This window comes from Paenibacillus sp. J2TS4, from assembly GCF_018403245.1.
Taxonomy (GTDB): Bacteria; Bacillota; Bacilli; order Paenibacillales; family NBRC-103111; genus Paenibacillus_L.
Genome location: NZ_BOSH01000006.1, coordinates 59,066 through 74,464 on the forward strand (window position 1 = coordinate 59,066; position 15,399 = coordinate 74,464).

The 15,399-nt window shown below is 49.1% G+C and carries 13 protein-coding genes; 11 read left to right on the top strand and 2 right to left on the bottom strand.

Annotated features, from left to right (window positions below; translation table 11 throughout):
• Window positions 1-14 precede the first annotated feature (14 nt).
• Window positions 15-959 carry a malate dehydrogenase gene (gene mdh / locus KJS69_RS14355; protein WP_213584470.1) on the top strand — a complete coding sequence of 315 codons (945 nt, stop codon included), beginning with the start codon at window positions 15-17 and terminating at the stop codon, window positions 957-959.
• A gap of 192 nt (window positions 960-1,151) precedes the next feature.
• A complete protein-coding gene (locus KJS69_RS14360) occupies window positions 1,152-1,565 on the top strand; it encodes a hypothetical protein (RefSeq protein WP_213584471.1) in 414 nt (137 codons plus the stop codon).
• 29 nt (window positions 1,566-1,594) lie between these two features.
• Here KJS69_RS14360 and yfbR read toward each other — a convergent pair whose 3' ends face one another.
• Window positions 1,595-2,182, bottom strand: coding sequence for a 5'-deoxynucleotidase (yfbR, locus tag KJS69_RS14365; RefSeq protein WP_213584472.1), 588 nt, complete (start codon window positions 2,180-2,182; stop codon window positions 1,595-1,597).
• A gap of 36 nt (window positions 2,183-2,218) precedes the next feature.
• Entirely contained in the window at window positions 2,219-3,319 is a 1,101-nt protein-coding gene (locus KJS69_RS14370; RefSeq protein ID WP_249730531.1) for a polysaccharide deacetylase family protein, read from the bottom strand.
• Window positions 3,320-4,227: 908 nt separating this feature from the next.
• Here KJS69_RS14370 and KJS69_RS14375 point away from each other — a divergent pair.
• The 9 genes from KJS69_RS14375 to KJS69_RS14415 all read left to right on the top strand — a co-directional run bounded on the left by KJS69_RS14375 (window position 4,228) and on the right by KJS69_RS14415 (window position 15,125).
• Complete coding sequence (locus tag KJS69_RS14375; RefSeq protein ID WP_213584474.1) at window positions 4,228-5,967, top strand: ABC transporter substrate-binding protein; 1,740 nt, start codon at window positions 4,228-4,230, stop codon at window positions 5,965-5,967.
• Window positions 5,968-6,045: 78 nt separating this feature from the next.
• Window positions 6,046-6,999: an ABC transporter permease gene (locus KJS69_RS14380; RefSeq protein WP_213584475.1), complete on the top strand. Its 954-nt coding sequence runs from the start codon at window positions 6,046-6,048 to the stop codon at window positions 6,997-6,999.
• A gap of 16 nt (window positions 7,000-7,015) precedes the next feature.
• Window positions 7,016-7,945, top strand: a complete 930-nt coding sequence (gene opp4C / locus KJS69_RS14385) for an oligopeptide ABC transporter permease (protein WP_213584476.1) — start codon at window positions 7,016-7,018, stop codon at window positions 7,943-7,945.
• 13 nt (window positions 7,946-7,958) lie between these two features.
• Window positions 7,959-8,945, top strand: a complete 987-nt coding sequence (locus KJS69_RS14390; RefSeq protein WP_213584477.1) for an ABC transporter ATP-binding protein — start codon at window positions 7,959-7,961, stop codon at window positions 8,943-8,945.
• On the top strand, window positions 8,938-9,903 hold the full coding sequence (locus KJS69_RS14395) for an ABC transporter ATP-binding protein (RefSeq protein WP_213584478.1): 966 nt from the start codon (window positions 8,938-8,940) through the stop codon (window positions 9,901-9,903). The genes KJS69_RS14390 and KJS69_RS14395 overlap by 8 nt, the downstream gene beginning before the upstream one ends.
• A gap of 723 nt (window positions 9,904-10,626) precedes the next feature.
• Complete coding sequence (locus tag KJS69_RS14400) at window positions 10,627-12,168, top strand: fumarate hydratase (protein ID WP_213584479.1); 1,542 nt, start codon at window positions 10,627-10,629, stop codon at window positions 12,166-12,168.
• 171 nt (window positions 12,169-12,339) lie between these two features.
• Window positions 12,340-12,489, top strand: a complete 150-nt coding sequence (locus KJS69_RS14405; RefSeq protein ID WP_213584480.1) for a hypothetical protein — start codon at window positions 12,340-12,342, stop codon at window positions 12,487-12,489.
• A 27-nt stretch (window positions 12,490-12,516) separates the two neighbouring features.
• Window positions 12,517-14,325, top strand: coding sequence for a two-component system histidine kinase PnpS (gene pnpS / locus KJS69_RS14410; RefSeq protein ID WP_213584481.1), 1,809 nt, complete (start codon window positions 12,517-12,519; stop codon window positions 14,323-14,325).
• A gap of 80 nt (window positions 14,326-14,405) precedes the next feature.
• The gene (locus KJS69_RS14415) at window positions 14,406-15,125 is read left to right on the top strand and encodes a response regulator transcription factor (RefSeq protein WP_213584482.1); all 720 of its coding nucleotides are present in this window, start codon (window positions 14,406-14,408) and stop codon (window positions 15,123-15,125) included.
• The last annotated feature ends 274 nt before the right edge of the window (window positions 15,126-15,399 follow it).

Here is a 15,399-nt window from a genome sequence, read left to right on the forward strand (position 1 = left end):
AGGATCTGTTATTCATGGCTATTCGTCGCAAAAAGCTGTCCGTCATCGGCGCGGGTTTCACAGGAGCTACTACCGCATTGATGCTGGCCCAGAAGGAACTGGGTGATGTTGTTCTGCTGGACATCCCCCAACTCGAGAATCCAACCAAAGGTAAGGCGCTGGACATGCTCGAAGCGAGCCCGGTTCAAGGGTTTGACAGCAATATTATCGGCTCCTCCAATTACGAGGATACCGCGAATTCCGATATCGTGATCATTACAGCCGGGATCGCCCGCAAGCCTGGCATGAGCCGTGATGATCTCGTTAACACGAATGCTGGAATTATGAAAAGCGTATGTGAGAACGTGAAGAAATTCAGCCCGGATTCGATCGTTATCATTCTCAGCAATCCGGTGGATGCGATGACTTATGTCGCTTACCAAACGCTTGGATTTCCGAAGAATCGAGTAATCGGTCAATCGGGTGTACTGGATACGGCTCGCTACTGTACGTTCATTGCACAGGAGCTTAACGTCTCGGTAGAGGACGTTCGCGGATTCGTGCTTGGCGGACACGGCGACGATATGGTTCCGCTCGTTCGCTATTCTAACGTGGGTGGAATTCCGATTGAAAAACTCATTCCTGCGGATAGAATCGAAGCTATCGTTCAACGGACTCGTACCGGTGGAGGAGAAATCGTCAACTTGCTGGGCAACGGCAGCGCCTACTATGCTCCAGCCGCATCGCTCGTCCAAATGACGGAAGCGATTGTTAAGGACAAGAAGCGCATTGTGCCCGCCATCGCTCTTCTCGAAGGAGAGTACGGCTATGACAAGCTGTTCATGGGTGTACCGACTATTCTCGGCGGAGACGGAATTGAGAAAGTGTTCGAGCTTGAATTGACAGCAGACGAAAAAGCAGCGCTCGATAAATCTGCCGATTCGGTACGCAACGTTATCAAAGTAGTAGAAGGAAACTAATTAGCATAACCAGGCTGCCTCCCGCAAGCTTATTTGCCGAGGCAGCTTTTTTCAGCATTATGGAATCTATAAGTTTCGGGGCTTCGCGTTACAATTAGTGGGGGCATTTAACTCTTTGGGCGCGTAATATTGTAAGCCGAACAGGCATCTAGTATACTGGTAAGGTACATAATCAATCATAGGAGGGCTCTCATGGTCAGTATTATTTTATTTCTGCACCTGTTAGGCTCCATTGGGATGGGGTTCTATCTGCTCTTTCCTTTCCTTCTCATGAAAAAAGGAGGAGAGGGTCTGGCTCAGACGATTGGCAACTTTTATACGGCTAACCGGGTAGGTCAGATTTTGCTGATCGTCCAGTTCTTGACCGGTGGATATATGATCTCGAAATTCAATAACTCCACCGCCTGGATAATCGTCGTTATTCTTCTGGTTGTCGTTATCGGTGGTTTGACGGGCATGCTGGGCAAGAAGCTGAAGACGGTACGGGAGGCCCTCAGTTCCGGCAAGGCTGCCGCTGAGGCAGGGATGGGAGAGGTGCAAACATTTTCCTGGCTGATTGCCCTGAGCTTCCTTGTCATGGTTATTCTGATGAGTTACCCATTCTAAGGAAAAGAAAAACGCTGGAGAGCCTGGTCCTATTCGGACAGCTCATCCAGCGTTTTTTCAAAGCTTGGGGCCAAGTGCTCCAAAAAATATTTCACTTCGGGTAAATTCAGCTCTTCGATCGATTGTTCAATCTGTCTTTTGGCGATGGCGAACTCCCGATTTCCAGTCGACAGCTCAGCGACACATTTGATATAGCCATCCAGCAGATCGGCTGCTTTGATGATTTTCCTTAGCTCCGGCTCCACCTTCTGTCCACCCTCGATAAGCGGCTCGTAGGCCCGGCGCAGCGGCTGGGGCATCATCCCCAGAAGCTTCCTCGATGCATGCCGTTCTATGGCGCGAAAGCTCGATAAGATGTCGTCATTCTGATGCTTGACGGGGGTCGGGATATCTCCGGTGAACACTTCCGTTGCATCGTGGAATAACGCCATCGATACGGCCTGGTCTACCGGAAGGCTGCGTCCGTATATTTCATTGCCTATAGTGCAAAGAACATGTGTGAGCATGGCGACATGGAAAGAGTGCTCGGCTACGTTCTCATTGACGACGTTGCGCATCAGGCTCCATCGTTTGATATATCTTAATCGGTACATATAAGCGAAAAAATGAGAGTCCATTCCTGTCTCCTTCCCCAGTCCAGACCAGTCATTCCATTATTGCCGCTCCTTATGCAGCAGCTCTTCCAGGTCCGTCCATCTTATATAGGCCTTTCCGCCGACTATCTGAACAGGCTGGTCTATAGACAAGACCTGTTCGTCATGAAGAACTTTGCGGCTTCCTTCGTTAAGCTCCCACTCCTTGCCTTCGTAACGGATGAGGATTCCCTTATCTTTCGGGGCAGTAACAATTTCCCCGCCCAATTGTTCGATCGCTTCTCTGAGCGGCACACGATCATAGGCATGATGGACCGCTTGGATCTGGCGTTGAATCGATTTGTGCAGCTTGGCCGGACTGATATAAGGGGCTCCAGCATTGACTCTTGGAATCGATAGTGTATCCGTTGTGCGAGTGGTCATCCCCGGGGCTATAGTAAAGGCATATTGGATTCCTGCCGCATTAATCGTCTCCGCTGCTGTCTTGTCATATATTCCAAACGGATAAGCTAAAGAATCGATGGGAGATGGATTGACATCTCTGAGCACGGATTGACAGGTTCGCATATCGTCCATTATCCGTTGTCGGTAATCCCCCTCATTTTCCCTGCTCCCATTACTCAATTCCAGTCTCGTAGTCAGCAGAGCCTCCCCATTGACTTTATCATGCAGAGCGTGGGTATGGCATTGGATCTCAATGTATCCGGGGGAAGCGGAAGTCAGCTCCGCAATTTGTTGTTGGGACATGGCGGGTATGTAGCTGGCCTGCGGATTTAATGTATCTTTTGTAATAGCAAAGTTGACAGCGGGAATATTCAGCTTTTGGAGGACAGGATAAGCATTGGAATAGAAGCTTTCATATCCGTCGTCGAACGTAACCAGCACCGCATTATCCGGAACCGGTCCTCCGTTCATATAATGCTTGAATTCGTCCAAGGTTATGAATCGGTATCCTTTACTTTGCAGGTAAGTTAATTGCTCTTCAAAGAGGGCGGTTGTGACCGTTCCGGAGCTTTGAATCGTATCATCGACATGATGGTACATAATAACAGCAACTTGATCCCGGTACAGCTTATTCGGCTGATAAGCCGCAAGAGAAGAGACTAGCACAGTCAGACCGATTAGGACAAGAAAGAAACTGCGTAATACAAATTTAATCATTTCCATTCTCCTTACTTGGCAGATACCTTATCAGTATATCAATTTACTTCTCAACATACTATATTGACGCGAACAAAACGGAAATGAGATTTAATCCCCAAGATGTTCCATTTTTTCTGTTTACAACAAGCAAAGGGGTATCTATAATAGATATAATTATAAAAATTGTATTATTTTTCAATTATTCTTAAATTATGGAGGACAGGTATTTCTACTATTGAACGAAATAATACTGGAGATCAGCTGTAAACCAACCGGTCTCACTATTCCTCGCTTTGTAAGATGTCACACTTAGTTTAACTCCGATTTATGTTGAAGTCATCAAACCTGAAGGCGGTTACAACACTTTCGGTAAACGTTCCCACCGCAAGGTTATTACCATGGTAAAGCCGATCACTAACATCTTATCGGATAGTAGCCATTAGGTTGGTGTCATGGATTCATGACCAAATACAAACTAAACCTACTTGACAACTTGGTATTTAAGCATTAATTTAAAATAACATCGAATAATTCCTGTCAGTGATTAAACGGCATTTAAACCATCTTGAGCTCTAAGTAAACGGACGAGTGGCAACGATGGGAGGAAGGAGTGAGCTTAAATGAAGTCGAATCCTGCCGTTTCGTGTTGATAAATCGCAGGTTGTTACGGAGCAATATGTTTGTTACGAAGAAGCGAGGGGGTGTGCACAGCATAGTTTTTTTGGTGACGGAAATCTGAGGATAGAAGCCATTCGGTTGTCCTGCTTAGCTCAACGGTGTCGATTACCCATTAGAATCCTAGACCCAAGTGGGAAATAAGCATTGAGAATCTGCAGACTCAGGAATACCTGCAATGTCTTTCCGGGCAAGCGCCGTCATTCGCTTTGAGCGTGAGAGACTATAATAATTATTTAAAGGTGGTCATTATGAAAAAATTATCGTACATACTATCTACCGTTTTCTTATCTGCTTCCCTTATATTGTCTGCGTGCTCTTCGGACAAGGCCGACCCGGCGCCTTCCAATGCGCCATCGGGATCACCGACGAACTCTCCGGATGCATCATCCAGCCCTGCACCGACAGATTCGGCTCTGACGGAGCCTCTTAAGGCCGCGGACATGTCCAAGCTTCCGCAAAGAGCGCAGAGTCGTACGGATACGATTATCGTCGGATTAGTCAACCCCAGCGGGGCTTTCACCCCGTACTTCACTCAGGTTGGCTATGACGGCAACGTTAACTCGGTGCTATATACTCCGCTTGTCCGAATCGATGAGAAGGGATTGCCGATTCCCGGGTTGGCCGAAAGCTGGGAAATATCGGAGGATGGGCTTACCTACACCTACCATCTTCGCAAAGATTTGAAATATAGTGACGGTTCTCCGATGACTACGGCAGATGTGGAATTTACGTGGACCTTGCTGCATGATCCGGCTTATGACGGGCTCAATGACGTCGTCGAAGCCCGAATCAAGGGCGGCCTGGCTTACAAGGAAGGCAAAGCCGATTCCATTGAAGGAATCCAGGTCATCGATGAGCAGACCATCTCGGTAGCATTGGAAGAAAAGAACGCGACCGCGCTGACGGTTCTGGGTGGTCCCATTTTATCCAAAGCGTACTATGGCAAAGATTATAAATTCGGAAATTTGGATTATATCAAAAATTTGCACGCCAACCCGATTACTAACGGTCCCTACAAATTGGAGAAGTTCCTTCCGGGGCAGGAAGTCAGATTTTTGGCCAATGAGCATTACTATTTAGGAAAGCCGAAGACCGAGCACTTTATTTATAAAACGACCGAAGGAGAGACCTGGCAATTCATCGAGACAGGCGAAACGGATTACGGTAGTTTCTCGGCTACTGAGGACAATCTCGAGAAATTGAAAAAGCTTGGCTACGTTAATCTGGTTCCGAGCACAGCCAGCAACTACGGCTTCAATCAATTTAACCTGGAGAAAGATCACTTGAAGGACAAGCGTGTCCGTCAGGCTTTGACCTACGGTCTGAACCGGGAATTGATCTATGTAGATTCCAGACAAGGGGCCGGGAAGATTGCCAATATTCCTTCCTCACCGATACTATGGTCCTACACGGAAGAAGGAATCAACCCTTATCCTTATGATCCAGAGAAGGCTAAGGAACTGTTGGAAGAAGCCGGCTGGAAGGTCGGTGCGGACGGAATCCGCGAGAAAGACGGACAGAAGCTGAAAATTCACTATCTCGGCTCCAAAAATCAGAACACCGATATATTCATCGCCATTGCCAAGGAGAACTATCAGGAGATCGGGGTTCAGTTGGATGCAGAGCAGTTCCCGGATTTCAACACGATGTATGCCAAGGTCAAGAGCGGGGATTTTGACATGGCCTCCTTCTCGACAACGATCATCAGCGATCCTTCGCAAGGGGTGAGCGATTTTGTTAAAGGGGAGACCAAAGGCTACAGCAATCCGAAGCTAGATGAGTTGTACACGCAAGGATTGGCAACCACGGATGTGGAAGAGCGCAAGAAAATATATCATGAGATGTTCAAAATCTTGAATGACGAGCTGCCGGTTATGTTCACCAGCTATTCGAAATCTATCACAGCCTATAACGGGCGTATCGACGGCTTTGTTCTGAACCCGTTGGCAGGAATAGCATACAGCCTGCCGAATTGGGAGCTGAAGTAACCTTGAAATGATAACTGATGTCATCTCCGGCTTGATCCTTCGTCGACAGGTCGGAGTTGACATATTAAGGAGCAGAACATGAAAACCTTTTTACTCAGAAGAAGCATGTATATGGTCCTTATTATGCTCGGCGCTTCGCTGCTTATTTTCCTTCTGTATTCATTGACCCCGGGAGATTATGTAGACAACAATATGAATTTAAGCGAGGAGCGCAAGGCCGAGCTGAGGGAAATCTATGGGTTCAACAAGCCTGTTCTGGAGCGGTATGTTAATTGGATGGCCAATATTTTCAAAGGGGATTTCGGCTATTCTCTTGCCCAACAGAGGCCGGTTCTTGATTTATTTAATGACTACATATGGAATTCCTTTCTGCTGGCGGTCGTAGCCACCTTCTTTACCTGGTTTTTCGCGGTGGTGGTTGGAGTGATTACCGCATACAAACAATATTCGTTGTTCGATACGCTGGTCATGATCGGAATCTTCGCGGCGATGTCCATCCCATCCTTCTTTATCGGTTTGTTCCTGATCAAAGTATTCGCCGTTGACCTGAAGATTCTTCCTCCCGGAGGAATGATATCTACGGGAAGCAGGGCGGAAGGCTGGGAGTATGTCAAAGAGGTTCTGCATCATATGACTCTTCCTGTAGCGGTTATGGTTCTGCTCGGTGTAGGATCGCTTACCCGCTATTTCCGCAGCAATATGCTGGACGTGATCAAACAGGATTACATCCGAACAGCGCGGGCCAAAGGATTGAAGGAAAGAACCGTCCTGTATCGCCACGCCTTGAAGAATGCGATGCTGCCGGCGATTACGCTGGTCGGATTCGAACTGCCGTCCCTGTTCGGAGGATCGATCATTATTGAGAAAATTTTCAATTGGCCGGGAATCGGCCAGCTATATTTGTCTTCCTTTTCGGTCAGGGATTATCCGTTGTTGATGGGCTTTACTTTGTTCATTGCCATTCTGACTATCATCGGAACGCTGATCTCGGACATCCTCTACCATACAGCCGACCCGCGTGTCAAACTTTAATGAGGGGGGATAGAAGATGTCTAATTCAACGGTTGAAGTAAGTAAAGCACGGCAATCGTCCCGGCATCAGGAAGCGTCGGAATCGCTCTGGCGCCAATCTGTCCGTCAATTGCGCAAGAACAAGCTGGCCATGTCGGGGTTTGTCTTTATCGTCTTTATGTTCCTGGCTTGTTTTATAGGGCCGCTGTTTTCCCCTTATGCCGATAATAAGGTCAATCCGGCCATAATGCATAACGCGCCCAGCCTCAAGCATTGGTTAGGGACGGATCTGCTCGGCCGGGATGTTCTAACCCGGTTGCTTCAAGCCGGCAGAATTTCGCTTACCGTAGGTCTGGCTTCGATGGCGCTGTCTCTTACATTAGGTACGGTCCTGGGGATTATTTCGGGCTATTATCGCGGAGTCGTGGATCAAATCATTATGAGACTTGCGGATTTGCTGCTCACAATACCCAGTTTGCCCCTTCTGTTTATTATGGGCGCCCTGATGTCCGATTGGAAGATCCCGACGGATTACCGGCTGTATCTGGTCATGATCATGCTCAGTGTTATAGGATGGCCGGGGGTGGCCCGTATGGTTCGCAGTCAAATGCTCAGCTTGCGTGAACGGGAGTATATGCAGGCAGCCACGGTTCTTGGTCTCCGAGACAAGCGCAAGCTGTTCCACCATCTGCTGCCCAACGTCTTCCCTCTGCTTATTGTCATTGCGACTCTAAGTACGGGCGGATCGATTCTCGCCGAATCGGCCCTGAGCTTCTTCGGCCTGGGCGTGATGCCCCCGACTCCAACCTGGGGGAACATGATCGATGCCGCTAATAATGTGATCGACTTCGAGAAGCGTCCATGGCTATGGATCCCGCCAGGCTTGGCCATTTTTACGACGGTTATCGCGATTAATATTTTTGGCGACGGACTCCGCGATGTTCTCGATCCAAAACAGCAGAAGTAGGTGAAACGGAATCATGAACAATATAATCGAGATCAATAACTTGAGCACCTATTTTTATACCTCTGCAGGCGCGGTCAAGGCCGTGGATGATGTGAGCTTTCGCGTTCGTGCAGGGGAGACGGTCTGTATTGTCGGTGAGTCCGGCTGTGGTAAAAGCATAACGGCGATGTCGATCATGGGGCTTCTTGAAGGTCCAAGCGGCCGAGTGGTCCAGGGTGACATTCAATTTGGCGGCCGGGATATTCTGCAAATCAGCAGAGAGGAATTGCGCCGTATTCGCGGCAATGATATTTCGATGATTTTTCAAGAGCCGATGTCTTCGCTTAACCCGGTCATCACCATTGGTAAGCAGATTATAGAGCCTCTCATGATTCATAAAAAGCTAAGCAAGAAGGAAGCTTACAAACGCGCGATAGAATTAATTGAACTGGTCGGTATTCCCCGAGCGGAACAAATCGCGGAATCCTACCCCCATGAACTGTCCGGGGGGATGCTTCAGAGAATTATGATTGCCATCGCCATTTCCTGTGAGCCTAAGCTGTTGATTGCGGATGAGCCTACGACAGCGCTGGATGTTACGATTCAGGCGCAAGTGCTGGAAACCCTTCGGGAAATTAAGGAAAAATCGAACATGTCGATTATTCTGATTACTCATGATCTGGGTGTCGTTGCCGAAATGGCGGACTATGTCGTCGTGATGTACTCCGGCAAAATTGTCGAAGAAGGCGAAGTGGTCGAGTTATTCGAGCGTCCAAAACATCCGTATACCCGTGGGTTGTTGAAATCGAAGCCCGTTCTGGGTCAAAGAACGGAGCAGCTTTATTCCATTCCGGGACAAGTGCCAAATCCGCTTCAGCTGACAGAGTCCTGCTACTTTCATGATCGCTGTGAAAGCTGTATGGCGATCTGCCAGACGCAGCCGCCTTTACTTAAAAAGGTAGAGACGAATCATCAAGTCGCTTGTTGGCTGTACGAGGAGGAGGGCGCAGCACATGACTGAGGCAATGCTTGAAGTGAAGAATTTGAAAAAGTATTTTCCGATCACTGCCGGTTTGTTCAACCGGACCATCGGTCATGTCAAGGCGGTGGATGATATAAGCATAAGCATCCAACCTGGAGAGACGTTCGGCTTGGTCGGAGAGTCGGGCAGCGGCAAAAGCACGGTCGGACGCACCATCCTGCGGCTTCATGACAAAACAGACGGGGAAGTCCGGTTCAAAGGAATTGATTTGCACGGGCTGACGAATGCAGAAATGCGAAAGCTCAGACCGCAAATGCAGCTAATCTTTCAAGACCCGTATAGCTCTCTTAATCCCCGAGTACGGGTGGGCGATGCGATAGGGGAAGCGCTGCTGGACCATGGCTTGGCCACGAAGGAAGAAATTCGGGATATTGTCATGGAGGTGTTGGAATCCTGTGGACTGTCCTCCTACCATATTAACCGGTTTCCGCACGAATTTTCTGGAGGTCAGCGTCAACGGATCGGAATAGCCCGCGCGCTGGCGCTGAATCCCGATTTAATTATTGCAGATGAGCCGGTTTCCGCCCTTGATGTCTCCATTCAAGCCCAAATCATCAATCTGTTTCAGAAGCTGCGGGAAACGAGAGGACTGACCTATTTATTCATTTCGCATGATTTAAGCGTTGTAGAGCATCTCTGTAACCGCATTGGCGTTATGTATCTGGGCTCCATGATGGAAACCGCTCCGAGAGATGACTTGTTCCGCGAGCCGCTTCATCCTTACACGAAAGCCTTGTTGTCGGCAGTCCCTATCCCTATTCCTAAGCTGAAGCGCGAAAGAATCGTTCTCAAGGGGGACATCCCGAATCCCGCTAACCCGCCTTCCGGCTGCAAGTTTCATACCCGATGTCCCTTTGCGATAGATCAGTGCAAGCAGGAGGTTCCGGAGTTTCGCCATGTCGGCCATGATCGTTATGTTGCTTGTCATTTGGTTTAACAGAAATTTAGAGGTTCAGCTTAGGCAGAGGCTTAGGCTGAACTTTTTTTGTCATTATAGAATTTATAACCCGGCATGACCAGCTTGAAATCGTCACACAGCCTTTATTGCCGCCTCCCATCAAAATTGGGCTATTTTGGCTATTCATTGCTGGAGTTGACACTGGATCAAAGTGATTACCCACTGAGTATAGATCAAAGATGGCATGTGGATGACCACCGTCATGCGACGCCAAACATCGTGCGCTGGGAGCCGTGCGCGGTGCGGAGCGGGAGAAATACTGACAACTCCCCTGCTGGTGCCGCGTTAGCGGCATGGGGGTCTAGATGGAATTTATGCAGCTAGTTTGCTCCGTTATGGTTGAAATCGAAGATTAAATGGAAAACATCCATCTATTTTGTTAAAAAAGAGGGGTATCGGCAAAAAACCTCCATTTTAAATGCGTTTTTTCCATCTAGTACCGTCAATTCGCTCCATTCGCTTCAATTTACCTGTATAAAATCCAGTTAGATGCAATCCCTATTATTTTTTGGGGAGTGTTTTGGTGGGTGTTTTGGTGGGCAGGAGCGGATCAGCGCTCAACATAAGATTCCTCTCCTGCGAGACTAATATTTAAAATAGAATCATTCTAAAAATTCATGTGCCGCCGTCGTTATGTGATATAATTGGATACGTGTGTAATACTCGAGGTTTCATGCAAAAGAGGAGAGGAGTCTTAATCACATGCGGCATTTTCAAGAAAGCGTATATCGGTTAATCGTAGAGACGTCCACCAATTTGCCGGGGGATGTCCGGCAGGCGATCCGCAAGGCTCGTGAGATGGAGGATCAGGGGACACGGGCGGCTCTATCTTTATCGACGATTGCGAATAATATCGAAATGGCAGAATGCAATGTTTCTCCAATTTGCCAGGATACGGGCATGCCTACCTTTGTTATCCATGTCCCGGTCGGAGCGAACCAAATGATCATGAAGCAGCAAATTTATGCAGCTGTGAAGCAGGCGACCCAGGACAGCAAGCTGCGTCCGAACTCCGTGGATTCGCTGACAGGAGCGAACAGCGGGGATAACCTGGGACCCGGGACGCCCGTTATTCATTTCGAGCAATGGGAAAGAGACGAGATCGAAGTGAAACTGATCCTGAAGGGCGGCGGCTGCGAGAATAAAAATATTCAATACAGCCTTCCTGCAGAGCTCGAGGGAGTTGGCAAAGCCGGACGTGATCTCGACGGAATTCGCAAATGCATTATGCACGCCGTATACCAAGCTCAGGGGCAGGGCTGCAGCGCAGGCTTCATCGGTGTCGGAATTGGCGGTGACCGGACAACCGGTTACGAGCTGGCGAAGCAGCAGTTGTTCCGCCGCGTGGACGATGTGAATCCGGTTGAAGAACTGCGGCAATTGGAAGAGTACGTGCTGGAGAACGCTAACAAGCTGGGCATCGGTACGATGGGATTCGGCGGCCAGGTCACGCTGCTTGGCTGCAAGGTCGGAGTGATGAATCGTCTGCCAGCCAGCTTCTTTGTATCCGTAGCTTACAATTGCTGGGCTTATCGCCGGCAAGGCGTCATTCTGGACGCGTCCACCGGAGAAATCAAGGAATGGCAATACTCCGCCGGGGAGAAAGTGGATGTTACAATGGGACAGGCGGAGACGGCTGCCGACAGCCAAGGCGAAGAGCGCCGCGAGGTCGTTCTGCAAACTCCGATTACGGAAGAGCAAATTCGCGAGCTGCGGGTAGGAGATGTCGTTGTCATCAACGGTCTGATGCACACCGGACGCGACGCCCTGCACAAATATTTGATGGATCATGACTCGCCGGTAGATTTGAACGGCTCGGTCATCTATCATTGCGGCCCGGTCATGCAGAAGGACGAGCAGGGCGAATGGCACGTCAAAGCGGCCGGACCGACGACGAGCATCCGCGAGGAGCCTTATCAAGGCGATATTTTGAAGAAATTCGGCATCCGCGCGGTTATAGGCAAGGGCGGAATGGGAGCCAAAACACTTCAAGCTCTGCAGGAGCACGGGGCAGTCTATTTGAATGCCATCGGTGGAGCGGCCCAATACTATGCCCAATGCTTGAAGAAAGTCGAGGGAGTAGACTTTCTCGAATTTGGCGTTCCGGAAGCGATGTGGCATTTGCAGACGGAAGGCTTTGCCGCCATTGTTACAATGGATTCCCATGGGAACAGCCTTCATGCCGATGTAGAGAAGGATTCTCTGGAGAAGCTGTCCCAATTCAAGGAGCCGGTATTCAAGTAATCTAATGAGTTTGCGCTGGTTGACCATTTTCGAAAGGTCACATAACGACTTGATTATAAAGAAACCATGGAGCGAATTGCATGGTTAACAAGTAGACGAAGCTGCGGCATAATCCCGCAGCTTTTCTTTGTTAGCCTTCCCTACGTTGGGGAAAATTACAGGAGAAGGCGCATGAAGAGGCGTTCTTTTATGGAAATGGCTGATCTTGTCCGCTTTGCTTGCTGCTTCTTTACAAATTCTCAACAATTTGTTTTGCATCGTACGGTGGATTTTCCCGAAAGGCAAGGTTACGATAAAGTAAGCTTTGGTTGGAAGGCATAGGGGGCAAAAGCGGAGGCGGGAGAAAAGATGACTAAATTCAGAACTCGGTTGACGGTCATTTTTATAGTTATGATCGGTTTGTCGGTGACAGCAGCGGGATTGTTGGCCGCCAAGCTGCAGGAGAACACCTATATTCAAGCCCAGAAGGAAAACATGGAGCGGGAGCTGCTGCTGATTTTATCGACCTATGATTGGCGCCAATCCGGGACGGATGAAGAATTGATTGCGCTCTATGATGAACGGATTCGTTATCTGAAGGAATCCGCCAACGCCCGGATTACAGTTATGGGAGCGGACGGCCGAGTGCTGGGCGACTCGGATCACGATCCGCGGACGATGGATAATCATCTGGACCGGGAAGAGGTCAGGGAAGCCAAAGAGCACGGCTCGGGCTACTCCATCCGTTACAGCGAAACCCTGGATCGAAAAATGCTGTATGTGGCCATTGCTGCTGACGGAGATCCTTCCAAGCAGCCGTCTGGATATATACGTATGTCCCGAGATCTGGGGGTTGTCGAATCCGCCTTGCGCAAGCTCTGGATGTTCTTGGGCGGGGGATTGGCGATCCTGTTCCTTATAGCCGGGGTGATTTCCTACCGGGTAGCGCATGCCATGACTCGTCCATTGGTTAAAATCACTCGCGTGGCGCAGCAAATTACGCATCGCAATTCACAGTCTCGCGTGCCCATTGCTCGCAATGATGAAATCGGACAGCTGGGCGGGGCGATCAATACGATGGCGGACAGTCTGCAAATGCAGGTCAACCGGATTCAGGAGAACGAAAGCCGCTTGAAAAGCGTGCTGGACAACATGCCCAGCGGTGTGATGATGGCCGATTTAAGCGGCAAAATTGTCCTCACCAATCGGGCCGTTGAAGAAATTTTGGGCTTCTTGGCGGAAGAATTGCTGGGAACCTTATATACGGAGGCCAAGCTGCCTTTTGAATTAAAGCAGATGATTCGGGAATGTCTTGAATCACACGATCCCATTCATGATGAAATGATCGTATATTTTCCGGAAGAGCGGATTCTTGAGGCAAACGTCAGTCCGATGGCTCGCAGTGATGAAGAATGGTCCGGAATTCTGATTGTCCTCCATAACATGACCGCTGTACGCAGGTTGGAAAGAGTCCGGAGCGAATTTGTAGCCAATGTCTCGCATGAATTAAAGACACCGGTAGCTGCGGTTAAAGGCTTTGCCGAGACTCTTTTGTCGGGAGCTATGAATGATGTGGATACGGCGCGGTCGTTCCTGCAAATTATTTATGATGAAAGCGAGCGTTTGAACCGATTGATCGGCGATATTCTGGAGCTGTCCAAGATCGAATCCAGAAGGATACCGCTGCAGTTCTCGCCAGTGGATATGGAGCTGTTTGTGGAGCAGACGACTCACGTTATCCAGGCGGAAGCCGAGAAGAAAGGAATCCGGCTCGAAGCGTCAGTGACCCCCAATTTATTCCTCGAGGCAGATGAAGATCGCTTAAGACAGATCATGAACAATCTGCTGTCCAATGGAATTAATTATACTCCGGAGGGCGGAAGGGTTAGAATAGATGTAAGGCCGGCAGACATGGATGAGAAGTCAGGCAGCTATGATAAGGTGAGGATCACCATATCGGATACCGGCATGGGCATTCCGAAGAAGGATTTGCCGCGCATCTTTGAACGGTTCTATCGGGTAGATAAAGCCCGATCCAGAAGTTCCGGGGGGACTGGTCTGGGGCTTTCTATTGTCAAACATTTGGTCGAGCTGCACAAGGGAACGATTACGGTGGACAGTGAGTCCGGAATCGGCACGACTTTCATCATTGAGCTTCCGGTTCTTCAGGATTCCTGACGGCATCTTAACAAAAAGATACGTTTCAAGCTATAATGGAAATAGCTAGGACGATAACGAATGGGGGACGGGTTCTTACAATGACTCACAAAATATTGATTATAGAAGATGAACCCACATTAGCGAGACTGCTGTCCTATAATCTGTCACAGGAAGGCTATGAGGTTCAATTAGTCGACCATGGCAGTGAAGGACTCAGAATCGCATTAAACGGTCTACACGATTTAATCGTACTTGATATTATGCTTCCGGGTATGAATGGCTTCGAAATTTTATCCAAGCTGCGTCAGCATGGAATCCAGACTCCGGTCATTATATTGACTGCCCGCAACGCGGAAGAGGAAGTCGTGCAAGGACTCAAGTATGGAGCGGACGATTATATTACGAAGCCGTTTGGAGTAGCCGAGCTCTTGGCCAGAGTATCGGCTGTGCTCCGCCGAACGGGACACGACACCCAAGCTAACGAGCAGGGAGGAAGCGCCGAGAAGGTGATAAGCATCGGCGAACTCTCCATCTATCCGGAGAAGTACGAGGTGGTACTGCACGGGGACCCAATCACCCTTCGTCCGAAAGAATTTGAAGTGCTGCTCTATTTGGTGCAAAGGCCGGGAGTCGTTATTACCCGGGATGATTTGATGAATGTAGTATGGGGCTTTGATTACATCGGCGGCCAAAGAACGGTCGATGTCCATGTCAGCTCGTTGCGTAAAAAGCTGGAAATGAACCAACAATCGGTACAGATCGAGTCGATTCGGGGAGTAGGCTATAAATTGGTCGCCAAGACGGGAAAAGTCAAATGACCCATACAGATGAAGGCGGGATGCCATAGCGGCCACAGCCAGCAGAGTACAGGGAAGCATACACATATGGGGATTACCAACGTCTATCCGAATCTGATCTGAAGCAACGATCTGAAGTAAGTAACGGTAGGAGAGATTAGACAGGGACAGCCATGGCCGCATAAGCAGCTTTGGCTGGCTCAACCTCTGTTTCGGGCTCTGGTCGGGGAGAACCGGTAGGTCAGTTGTCAACAGGGCCCTGAAATGGGCTCTGCAATTTCAACCGAGGAGGAGG

What these genes read in the sequence shown, in the direction of transcription:
- mdh (WP_213584470.1), top strand. Translation starts at nt 15, where the DNA reads ATGGCTATTCGTCGCAAAAAGCTGTCCGTCATCGGCGCGGGTTTCACA.
- KJS69_RS14400 (WP_213584479.1), top strand. Translation starts at nt 10,627, where the DNA reads ATGCGGCATTTTCAAGAAAGCGTATATCGGTTAATCGTAGAGACGTCC.
- KJS69_RS14370 (WP_249730531.1), bottom strand. Translation starts at nt 3,319, where the DNA reads ATGATTAAATTTGTATTACGCAGTTTCTTTCTTGTCCTAATCGGTCTG.
- opp4C (WP_213584476.1), top strand. Translation starts at nt 7,016, where the DNA reads ATGTCTAATTCAACGGTTGAAGTAAGTAAAGCACGGCAATCGTCCCGG.
- KJS69_RS14390 (WP_213584477.1), top strand. Translation starts at nt 7,959, where the DNA reads ATGAACAATATAATCGAGATCAATAACTTGAGCACCTATTTTTATACC.
- KJS69_RS14380 (WP_213584475.1), top strand. Translation starts at nt 6,046, where the DNA reads ATGAAAACCTTTTTACTCAGAAGAAGCATGTATATGGTCCTTATTATG.
- KJS69_RS14375 (WP_213584474.1), top strand. Translation starts at nt 4,228, where the DNA reads ATGAAAAAATTATCGTACATACTATCTACCGTTTTCTTATCTGCTTCC.
- KJS69_RS14405 (WP_213584480.1), top strand. Translation starts at nt 12,340, where the DNA reads ATGAAGAGGCGTTCTTTTATGGAAATGGCTGATCTTGTCCGCTTTGCT.
- KJS69_RS14395 (WP_213584478.1), top strand. Translation starts at nt 8,938, where the DNA reads ATGACTGAGGCAATGCTTGAAGTGAAGAATTTGAAAAAGTATTTTCCG.
- pnpS (WP_213584481.1), top strand. Translation starts at nt 12,517, where the DNA reads ATGACTAAATTCAGAACTCGGTTGACGGTCATTTTTATAGTTATGATC.
- yfbR (WP_213584472.1), bottom strand. Translation starts at nt 2,182, where the DNA reads ATGGACTCTCATTTTTTCGCTTATATGTACCGATTAAGATATATCAAA.
- KJS69_RS14360 (WP_213584471.1), top strand. Translation starts at nt 1,152, where the DNA reads ATGGTCAGTATTATTTTATTTCTGCACCTGTTAGGCTCCATTGGGATG.
- KJS69_RS14415 (WP_213584482.1), top strand. Translation starts at nt 14,406, where the DNA reads ATGACTCACAAAATATTGATTATAGAAGATGAACCCACATTAGCGAGA.